Source organism: Dickeya sp. MK7 (genome assembly GCF_000406305.1).
Classification (GTDB): Bacteria; Pseudomonadota; Gammaproteobacteria; order Enterobacterales; family Enterobacteriaceae; genus Dickeya; species Dickeya fangzhongdai.
This window is the reverse complement of record NZ_CM001984.1, coordinates 930,300-940,760: the sequence shown is the minus strand read 5'-3', so window position 1 is coordinate 940,760 and position 10,461 is coordinate 930,300. Positions and strand designations below refer to the sequence as shown.

The 10,461-nt window shown below is 58.6% G+C and carries 6 protein-coding genes; 1 reads left to right on the top strand and 5 read right to left on the bottom strand.

Annotation, left to right across the window (positions count from 1 at the left end; all coding sequences use genetic code 11):
- Together DXXMK7_RS21325 and DXXMK7_RS04265 are read right to left on the bottom strand one after the other, a co-directional pair.
- Positions 1-2,153 (bottom strand): Ig-like domain-containing protein (locus DXXMK7_RS21325; protein WP_193745935.1); only part of this gene is annotated, 2,153 nt, incomplete at its 3' end.
- A 282-nt stretch (positions 2,154-2,435) separates the two neighbouring features.
- Positions 2,436-2,831, bottom strand: a complete 396-nt coding sequence (locus DXXMK7_RS04265; protein ID WP_038918008.1) for a helix-turn-helix domain-containing protein — start codon at positions 2,829-2,831, stop codon at positions 2,436-2,438.
- A gap of 807 nt (positions 2,832-3,638) precedes the next feature.
- Between DXXMK7_RS04265 and DXXMK7_RS04260 the strand changes: the two genes are divergently transcribed.
- Positions 3,639-4,886, top strand: coding sequence for a conjugal transfer protein TraF (locus DXXMK7_RS04260; RefSeq protein WP_038918007.1), 1,248 nt, complete (start codon positions 3,639-3,641; stop codon positions 4,884-4,886).
- Positions 4,887-4,951: 65 nt separating this feature from the next.
- Here DXXMK7_RS04260 and DXXMK7_RS04255 read toward each other — a convergent pair whose 3' ends face one another.
- The 3 genes from DXXMK7_RS04255 to DXXMK7_RS04245 form a co-directional block, all read right to left on the bottom strand.
- Positions 4,952-8,017 carry an efflux RND transporter permease subunit gene (locus DXXMK7_RS04255; RefSeq protein WP_038918006.1) on the bottom strand — a complete coding sequence of 1,022 codons (3,066 nt, stop codon included), beginning with the start codon at positions 8,015-8,017 and terminating at the stop codon, positions 4,952-4,954.
- Entirely contained in the window at positions 8,017-9,159 is a 1,143-nt protein-coding gene (locus DXXMK7_RS04250; protein ID WP_082170918.1) for an efflux RND transporter periplasmic adaptor subunit, read from the bottom strand. The genes DXXMK7_RS04255 and DXXMK7_RS04250 overlap by 1 nt, the downstream gene beginning before the upstream one ends.
- 131 nt (positions 9,160-9,290) lie before the next feature.
- Positions 9,291-10,460, bottom strand: a complete 1,170-nt coding sequence (locus tag DXXMK7_RS04245; protein WP_038918005.1) for a cell wall metabolism sensor histidine kinase WalK — start codon at positions 10,458-10,460, stop codon at positions 9,291-9,293.
- Position 10,461 lies beyond the last annotated feature (1 nt).

Sequence of the window (10,461 nt, the reverse complement as noted above, 5' to 3'; positions counted from 1 at the left end):
ACCGTCACTGTGGCCGTGGCGGTGCCGCCGTGGCCGTCGCTGACGGTATAGCTGATGGTGTCGCTGCCGTTATAGTTGGCGGCCGGCGTGTAGGTCAGCGTGCCGTTGGCATTGATCACCACCGTACCGTGCCCGGCCGTCGCCGTCGTCACCGTCAGCGTGTCGCCGTCCACATCGCTGTCGTTCACCAGCACGTTGACGGTCACCGGGGTGTCTTCCAGCGTGGTCGCCGTATCATTGACCGCCACCGGTGCGTCATTGACCGGCGTGATGGTCACCGTCACCGTACCCGTCGCGCTGGCTCCCAGTCCGTCACTGATCTTATAGGTAATGGTGTCGGTGCCATTGTAGTTGGCCGCCGGGGTGTAGGTCAGCGTGCCGTTGGCGTTGATCACCACCGTGCCGTGCCCGGCGCTGGCCGACGTCACGGTCAGGGTATTGCCGTCCGCGTCGGTATCGTTCGCCAGCACGTTGACGGTAACCGACGTATCCTCCGGCGTGGTGGCGGTATCCGGATTGGCGACCGGCGGCGTATTAATATGGATGGTGACAGTGGTGGTTTCCGTGGTGCCATTACTGGTAACGGTATAAGTAAACGAGTCATTACCCAGATAACCGCTATTGGGGGTGTAGACCGCATTGCCGGTGCTATCAATCACTACCGTACCGTGTGATGGCGTGCTGTAAGACGTCACTCTGGCGTTGATGTTTTCAAAGGTATCGTTCGCCATCACGTTGAAGCTGACCGGCGAGCTGACGTTGGTGATGACGGAATCGCTGACAATATCCGCCACCGGCGCAATGCCGATTGGCAACGAAGTGGTAATCGGTATCGCCAACAAGGTGTCTGTTAACCCGATCGTAATGGTCACCGGGCCGTTATAGTCCGCATCCGGGGTATAGATCAGGCCATTCAGCGCGGCATTGATATCAACAATGCTACCCTGCATGGTGATGTTGCTGTCGTTGATGCCGTCGCCCTGGCTAAACGACAGATTGGCGGTCTGGGATAGCGTCAGCGACCCCATCGGTACCGACAACGATATTTTGGCGATGCTGCCGTCAAGGTCGCCGATACTGATTTTGGTGCCCAGAACATCGGCGAAGACTATCGGCGTATCTTCATTGAACAGGTTGACGAGCACCGGCAACGACAATGTCGGCAAGCTATTGACCGTTACGGCTACCGTACCCGGCAGCAACGCCGACAGCCCTTTACTGTCAGCAATGGTATAAGTAATGGTATCAACGCCAAAGTAGCCAGTATTGGGTTTATAAGTCAGCGTGTTGTCAGCATTGATCGTAACCTTGCCAAATAGTGCGCTGGCCCCGGTTACCTTGATGGCATCGCCTTCCAGATCGATATCGTTCGCGGTCACATTAATGATGGTCGAGCCATTTTGGCTCACCAGCGCCACATCGGCCACGGCGGTAGGCGCGGTGTTTATTCCCAGCAATAGGTTGGCATGCCAGCCTGCCGGATTGATGGATTCGGTTTCGATACTGCCGACATGGCTTTCCAGCACCCAGTTGCCGTCAATACCGGTAATATCGGATGACGCCGCCACGTCCGAGTCCAGCGACGACGACAGCGCGCTCAATAACTGTTGTCCGGCGGCGTCCCCAACATTACAGCCATAAATTAAAACATCGGCAGAACTGTTTAGAGATAGATTTATTTGCTCCAATATAGTTTGGTAGCTATCGATATTTTCCGCCGAGATTAAGGCATTACCTAATTCAATTTGTCCACTATCACCGTGGGAAATAATATGAATCGCATCGACGTTTTTATAATTAGAAAGAATATCAGCGATTTGATTAAGCCCATCCTGATTACTATCCAGAATATAAACCGAAGCATCGGCCGGTAATTGCGAGACCAGCGCGTCTTTATTTGGCAATGCGCCGTCAATAAAGAAAACCTCAACGCGGGCGGGCGGCGTCTCAATCTGGCTAATTGCCTGAATTAAATCGGTATTGGTATGCTCCTGCGCGGCCGAATCGCCACTGCCGTCATGGCTGGCATGGCTGGCGCCGTCTGGCTGGTCATTAGCGACCTGATCCGCCGTGGCGACAGCCGCGGCATCAAACATTAAACGGCGCTCAAGCACCATGCGGGTCGCGTTATACAGAGTTCGTTGCTGAGCCATAAGCATCACCGATATCGACAGGTTTGAAAAACAGGCAGCCGCCCCTGCGCCAACCGGCAGGATATCCATGGCAAGAATCTGTTATTAATTTAAAAAATCAAACCTGGTGTAAAATCGATAACGCTAAAATAGAAAAAATGCGAAAGCATTAACTTAAAATTAAACACAGCTTTCTGGTTTTATCAACAATAAAACCGGTAGAAATCATTAGGCTGTGATCATTCACTAACGTGTGAAAAGCGCTAACCGCAGGCGGGAATCCGGCATGGTTCCCGCCGCGTTTCAGGCAGACGTTTTCCGCGATCGCGTCGTCCCCGACTCGCGCCAGTGATCAGCGATGCGCGGCATGCTGTCCTCAATCCAGTCAACCAACACCCGCACCTTCTCCGCGGCTTCTTTCCCCAGCGGGGTCAGGCTATATTCCACGTGCGGCGGCACCACGTCATAGGCCACCCGGTTGATCAGGCCGTCGCCTTCCAGACACTGTAAGGTCTGGGCCAGCATACGTTCGCTGACGCCATTGATCAGGCGGCGCAGTTCGCTGAAGCGGAGCGTTTTCGATTCCAGCACAATCAGAATCAGGATGCCCCAACGGCTGGTAATGTGCTGTAGCACTTCGCGTGATGGGCAAGCTGCCGCCAGCAAGTCGCCGCGCTGAAATTTTTCGATTGTCCGCATACCTTACCCTTTGCCGTTCACTTATTGCCGCTCACTGAATCGCATTGCGCCTGAACTTTCAGGGTAAGGAGGCTCCCCTAAATAAGCAATCGCTTTATAAACACTCGCTTTCGCACACCAGTCTCTTCGGCCGTATCAGGCATCGACAGGCCATATCAGCATAAAAGAATCTGATGGAATAACGGTTGATTGAATGACACCGAATACCGTCGAGGAAAAAACATTGAAAGAATCCGGATCGCCGCAAAATGAATATTCGCGTTATCTGATGAGGGCTATGGTTTAAAAATAGACATAACCCCCTCAGCAATTCAAGAAATTCATTCACTCAAATAAGCCAAATTAAACCCCTTTATTCACTCAATCAATAAATGCAATAAATTCAATCCGCTAGGAAATCATTATGCCTGTGCATGCCTGAAACCGGGTGAAGGGCTATCGCCGCCAGAAATGAAAATGCTAGGCTGTGCCACTATTGTCGCAAGACACGCCGAAACGCAGTCTCAGTTTGACGTGAGATATTCATTCCTTTCAACCAAGGTATGTTTTTGCTCAGCCTGCATAAGGGTGTCCTTGGGTTTTATTTATTTTAGTTACCGCGTTTGTACCCTAAATAATTCGAATTGCAGGAAGGCGGCAACGCAGCGAATCCCCAGGAGCTTACTCAAGTAAGTGACTGGGGTGAGCGAGGAAAGCCAACGCACCTGCAATTTTGAAGTATGACGGGTAAATATTTATAAAAAACTACGAGCACACAGCAAAAAGGAATTTTTTCCTCAATACCTTCGTTGATAAAGGAATGCTCGTATGCATAAAAAATCACTTGTCCGCGCCATGACGGTAGCGGGTCTGTTTTCTCCTGCCGTGACTCTTGCCGCCGGAACCTGGTCTGATGCCAGGAACGACGCTATGGGCGGAACCGGGGTCGCTTCATCGCACTACGGCTCCGCCGCGCTGACCAACCCGGCGCTGCTGACCAAAGCGCAGGCCAGCGACAACGTTAGCCTGATTCTGCCTTCGGTAGGCGCTGTGGTATCCGACCCCAACAAAGTGGAAGATAAGTTCGACCGCATCAAAAGCAGTTGGGATAGCATCAAAGACCTGCTGAACTCCAGCAGCGGCATCACTAACCCGCTGTTGCGGCGGCTGGCGCTGCAACAAGGCATCTCCTCCTTCCAGTCGCTGAGAAGCGATTTGCACAGCATCAATGGCGACCGCGCTTACGGCGATGCCGCCGCCGCTACCGTGGTGGCGGTTCCTAACGAAACGCTGCCTTTCGCCGTCGTCGTCAAAGGCTGGGGCGTGGCGAATGCCAAAGCCGTGGTGACCGACCGCGATCTGACCTATCTGGATAGCGTGGCGGCGGGCACCACCATTCCCACCTCGGCCGACCTGAACAGTTTCACCTCCCGGGCCGAAGGCGCGGGCGCGCTGGTGACCGAATACGGCGTCGCGATGGCGAAATCGTTCAGCATCGCCGGTCAGCCGGTTTCCGTGGGTATCACCCCCAAGCTGCAACGGATCGACACCTATAACTATATTGCGTCGATCAATAACTACAGCACGTCTGATTTTCGCAATTCGGAATTCAAGAAATCCAGCTCCGGCGCCAACCTGGATCTCGGTTTCAGTACCGACCTGACATCGCGCTGGAGCGCCGGGCTGGTGGCGCAGAACCTGATTGGCCGCCGCATCGACACCAAAGAGGTGCAGGGTATACAGAGAACCTTTAACCTTCGGCCGCAGGTCACCGCCGGAACGGCCTGGAACACCGACAAGCTGACGCTGGCGACCGATATCGACCTGACGCCCGCCAGCGGTTTTGACTCGGAGAAGAAAAACCAGTACGCCGGCGTCGGCGCGGAATATCGCGTACTGTCCTGGGCGCAGCTGCGCGTCGGTTACCGCGCCAATATGCGCGACAGCGACAAGAATCTGGTCACCGCCGGTCTTGGCCTGTCGCCGTTCGGCGTGCATCTTGATCTGACCGGCATGGTCGGCACCGAAAGCAAGCACACCTACGGCGCCGCCGCCAAACTGAGCTTTACCTTCTGATCCCGCGCCCCCGGCATCGTGACGGATGTCGGGGCGCCGTTCGGCGATTCATCCCCTCACCCGCTTTACCCCTGCGCTTTGGCGCGCGTTTCCCATTGCATCACCAGACTGATCGCCGCCGGCAGCACCGTCAGCGTCAGCAGCGTGGCGACGATCAACCCGCCGATGATGGCGTAGGCCATCGGCCCCCAAAAAACCTGGGTGGCGATCGGGATCATCCCCAAAATCGCCGCCAGCGCGGTCAACAGAATCGGCCGGGAACGGTGACGGGCAGCATGGATAATCGCCTCGTCGGCAGGCATGCCCGCCGCCGTGTTGGTGTCCACTTCGCTGATCAGGATCACCGCGTTACGGATGATCATTCCCGCCAGCGCGATCACTCCCAGTAAGGCGACGAAGCCCATCGGCGTACCGGTCGGCAACATCGCCGCCACCACGCCAATCAGCCCGAACGGCGCCATCAGCAGCGCCAGCATCATGCGCGAGAAACGCTGCAACTGCACCATCAGCAAAATCAGCATCACCAGCAGCGTCACCGGCAACACCTGATACACCGAGTTGTTGCCCTTGTTGGACTCCGCCACCGAGCCGCCTTCCTCAATGTGATAACCGGCCGGCAACGCCGCCTGATAGGCCGCCACCTGCGGCGCCAGCGTTGTCGATAAGGTCTGGGCGCGCACGCCCGGCGCCAGGTCGGTCTGCACGGTGATAAACGGCAAACGCTGGCGACGCCAGATGATCGGCTCATCCACGCCGTACCCGACGGACGCTATCTGCCCCAGCGGCACCCGCTGACCGTTAGCGGCGCGCAGTTGCAGGCTGGCGACGGTATCCAGATTCTGGCGCTCCTCATCCCGGGCGCGCACCACCACCCCCACCATTCGATTGCGATCGCGCACGCTGGTGACGACCGAACCGGAGAAAATGGTCGCCAGCGCGCTGGCCACATCCTGCGAGCTGATGCCCACCGCCCGCGCCTCGGTCTGGTTGACATCGATGCGGATGGCGCGCTCCGGCTCACCGGCGGTCAGGTTCACTTCGCGCGCGTCGGGGTTGTTGCCGATCAACGTCGCCAGTCCGGTGGCGTACTCGCGCACCTTGTCGATATCCGGCCCGGTTACCCGGTACTTAAGCGGCCAGCCGACCGGCGGCCCCAGTTCCAGCGGCGACACGCGGGTCACCAGGTGGCTGAAATCCTGCTGCAAACGTTTTTCCAGCCGGGCGCGCAGCGCATCGCGTTCTTTTAATCCTTTCGCCACCACCACCAGTTGCGCGATGTTTTCATTCTGCAACAGCACATCCATCGGCAAATAAAAACGCACCGCGCCGGACCCGACATAGGTGGAGAAATGATCCAGATCCGGATCGTTTTTCAGCGACTGCTCCAGCCGCGCCACTTCCCGCTCGGTGGCCTCCTGCGAGGCATTGCGCGGCAGCGTCAGGCTGACCAGCAGTTCCGGTCGGTCCGACGCCGGAAAAAACTCGCCCTCCAGCCGACCGGCGGCCACGACCGCCAGCGCCAGCAACGCCACCGATAGCAACAGCGTGCGGCCGCGATAGCGCAGCGCCGCCGACAGCAGGCGGGCATACGCCCGCGACAGACGGCCGGCGTTGTGATCATGAGCTTTCATCGTCTTCGGCAGCAGCCAGACGCCGATCAACGGCGAGAACAGCACCGCCACCACCCAGGAGCTGAGCAGCGAAATCAGCACCACAATAAACAGCGAGTAGCAGTACTCGCCGGCGCTGGAAGCGGCAAACCCGACCGGAATAAAACCCGCCACCATCACCAGCGTACCGGTCAGCATCGGAAACGCAGTGGTTTCGTAAGCGCGGGTGGCGGCCTGTTCGCGGGCTTCGCCCTTCTCCAGGCTGGACACCATCGCCTCTACCGTGATCATGGCGTCGTCCACCAACAGCCCGAGCGCGATGATCAACGCGCCCAGCGAAATGCGCTGCAAACCGATACCGGCTATCTCCATGCCGGTGAACGTCATCGCCAGCACAATCGGAATCGACGCGGCCACCACCAGCCCGGCGCGGCTGCCCAGCGACACGAACGACACCGCCAGTACGATGACCACCGCTTCCAGCAGCACCTTGACGAAGCCGTTAACCGAGGATTTCACCACCGATGACTGGTCCGCCACGTTGACGACCTCGATACCGTGCGGCAGCGATGCGCTAATCGCCGCCATTTTACTGCGCAACGCCTGACCGAAATCCAGCATGTTGCCGGTCGGCGCCATCGAGATCGCCAGCCCGATGGCGGGTTGGCCGTTGACGCGAAACGTCGGCGCCGGGGGTTCCGCCGCCTGACGATGAACCGTCGCGATATCGGTCAGCGGGATAAAGCGCCCGCCGATGCGCAGCGTTACCTGACGCAGGCTCTGTTCGGAAACAAACGCGCCGCTGACGCGCAACGCCACCTTGTCGTTATCGGTCCGAATGGTGCCGGTCGGGCTGACGGCATTCTGCGCCTGCAGCGCCGCCGTTACCTGTTGCAAGTCCAGCCCCATGCCGGCCAGTTGCCGCGGGGAAAACGCCACCACAATCTGCTCTTCCTGCACGCCCAGCACATCGATTTTGCCGACATCCGGCGTGGCGAGCAGTTCGGTACGGATATCATCCACCTTGTCGCGCAGCTCGCGCGGCGAGTAGCCTTCGGCGGTAAAGCCATAAATGGTGCCGAAGGTATCGTCGAACTCGTCGTTGACCGCCGGCTCGCTCACCCCGTCAGGCAAGGTGGGGGTAATATCCTTCATTTTTTTGCGCAGGGTGTACCAAATGCCCTTTACCTCGGACGGCGGCGTACTGTCGCGCAGGTTGACGAAAATCACCGCTTCGCCGGGGCGGCTGTAACTTTCGATAAAATCAAGGTAAGGGGTTTCCTGCAGTTTCTTTTCCAGCACATCGGTCACGAAACTGACGGTGTCCTGCACCGTGGCGCCCGGCCAACTGGCGGACACCACCGCGGTTTTGATGGTAAAGGCCGGGTCTTCGTTGCGCGGCAGACGTTCATAGCTCATGACGCCCGCCGCCACAATCACCAGCATAAAAAAGGCCACCAGTTGCTGATGGGCCAGCGCCCAGGCGGAGAGGTTCCACTTCTGTTTGAATGCGGATGACATTACTTCGCCTCCGTCAACATAACCTTCTCGCCCGCCCGCAGCTTGCTGACGCCGGCGGTGACCACCTTGTCGCCGGCGACCAGACCGTCGTCGACAACGATCTGCGAGTCGCTGTAATTACGCAGGGTGATCGGTTGCAGCCGCAGCGTCTGCGTTTGCGGGTCGACGACAAACACCGCCGGGCGATCGCCCTGACGGGTCAGCGCCGACGCCGGCAGCTCGATGGCATTGCCGCCCGGCAGCGTGACCTCGCCCTGTACGGTCGCGCCCAGCACCATTTCTTGCGGCGGTTCGACGAGTGAAACCCGCACCCGCCAGGTGCGGGTTTCGCTATCAGCCAGCGGACTGACGTCACGCACATGCCCTTGCGTTTTGACAGCCGGGTTGGATAACAACGAAACCGTCACCAGCGGATCCTTCAGGCCGCTGGTGATAAGACGCTCGGAGATATTGAACACCGCGTCGCGGCCGGCGAAGGTCGCCAGCCGCACCACTTCCTGACCCGCGTTCACCACCTGACCGGGGTTGGCGCTGACCGCGGTGATCACCCCGGCGACCGGCGCAGACAAGCGGGTATAGCTCAGACGATCCTGCGCGCTTTTGACGCTAGCCTGCGCGCTTTCACGCACGGAAACCGCCGAGGCCCAGTTCGACTGCGCCTCATCCAATTGCGAACGGGAAATGGCGCCGTTGGGCGCCAGCTGTTTCATCCGGTTAAGGTTCTGCTCCGCCAGCCGTTCCGAGGCCACCGCGCGGGTCAGGTCCGCTTTGGCGCTCTGCAGCTGGTTTTCGCTGTCGCGGGCATCCAGCGTGGCGATCACATCGCCTTGCTTCACGATGGCGCCCACATCCACCACACGCGAAACCACCCGCCCATCCAGACGGAAACCCAGTGCGGTCTCTTCGGCCGGGCGGATCTCCCCGATCTGCGACAACACCTCACCGGTGGCGGACGGCGCGACAGTGACGGTACGAACCGGGCGCGGCGGCGCGGGAGCCGGCTCGCTGCCGGCGTCGTTACAGCCGGACAACAGGCTCGCGGCCAGCAGCAAGGCTCCCAGCCCACCGGCGCGAAAAAGAGTGTTGCCTCCGCGACAGGCTACGTGATGAAGGGCGCAAAAGGTGGACTCTGTATTCGTCATGATGGGCTTCCTGTTACCGATTAGTAACTATTACACCGTACACATTTCCAGATTGTTTCCACACTTCATCAAGAAACCATCAAGAGCGCTGAAAAATCGGTTTTATCCCAACCGCCACGCCCTGAACGCGGTCATACCGCCGGCAGTTCAAGAGTAAAACACATGCCGCCCTCCAGGTGATTTTCCGCCGTCAGGCTGCCGCCGAGCGCTTCGCAAATCGCCAGCGCGATCGACAGCCCCAGCCCGCTGCCGCCTGAATGGCGCGCCCGCGAAGTATCGGCGCGGGAAAAGCGCTCGAAAATATACGGCAGAAATGCCTCGCTCACGCCGGGGCCGTAGTCACGAAAACGGATCAACCAGCGATTATCGCGCCGCGCCACATCAATACGCTGCGCCTTACCTTCCACCGCGTAGCGCAGCGCGTTATCCATCAGGATGGTGAATACCTGCCCCAGCCGGAGCGGATCCGCCAGGCAATATCCCTCCTCGTCGGCATGCAGCGTGATGGTAAAACCGGCCGCTTCGGCATTCGGCTTCATCCAGACGATACGGTCGCGCAACAGCTCCACCGGGTTCAGCCGGGTCTTATCGATAGCTAACTGACCTGCGCTAACCATCGACAACAAATGCAGATCCTCAATCAGGCGATTGAGGTTGAGCATCTGGTTCATCACCATCTGCAACTGCCGATCGTCAGGAGAAAAAACGCCGTCCAGCATGCCCTGCAATCGCCCCATCGCGGCGGTCAACGGCGAACGCAGCTCGTGCGCCATCGCCACATGCGAAGCGTGCAGTTCGCGCTCATAACGCTCCAGCTGGGAGGTCATGGCATTGAAATCGCGGGTAAGCAGCGTCAGCTCCGCCGGCGCGCCCGGCACCATACGTGCGCGGGTGGTGAACTGCCCGCGCGCCACCGCGCGCGCCGACATCGCCAGTTGGCTAAACTGTACCGACAGCGGTCGCGCAGCCCATAACCCCAACATCACAATCAGCGGAATGGCGACCAGCACCAGCACCCAAAGGATCAGCCAGTCTTCAGAGGCGATGGACAGGTCGAAAGACTTAGGGCCGTACCAGGTATCCAGAATCTCGTAGTAACGGGCGCGGTTCAGATTGGGGTTGCTCTGTAATGTGGTGAACTCATGACGCACCGCTTCCGGCATTCGATGGATAACCCACAGATTCCAGATGGCAAACCGCAGCCACATACAGGTGGCGATTAACACTATCGAGCCAATCGCCAGCGACAAAATGCGGATACAAAGCCAGCGCCACAGCGAAAGATGAGGCATGTTATTCATG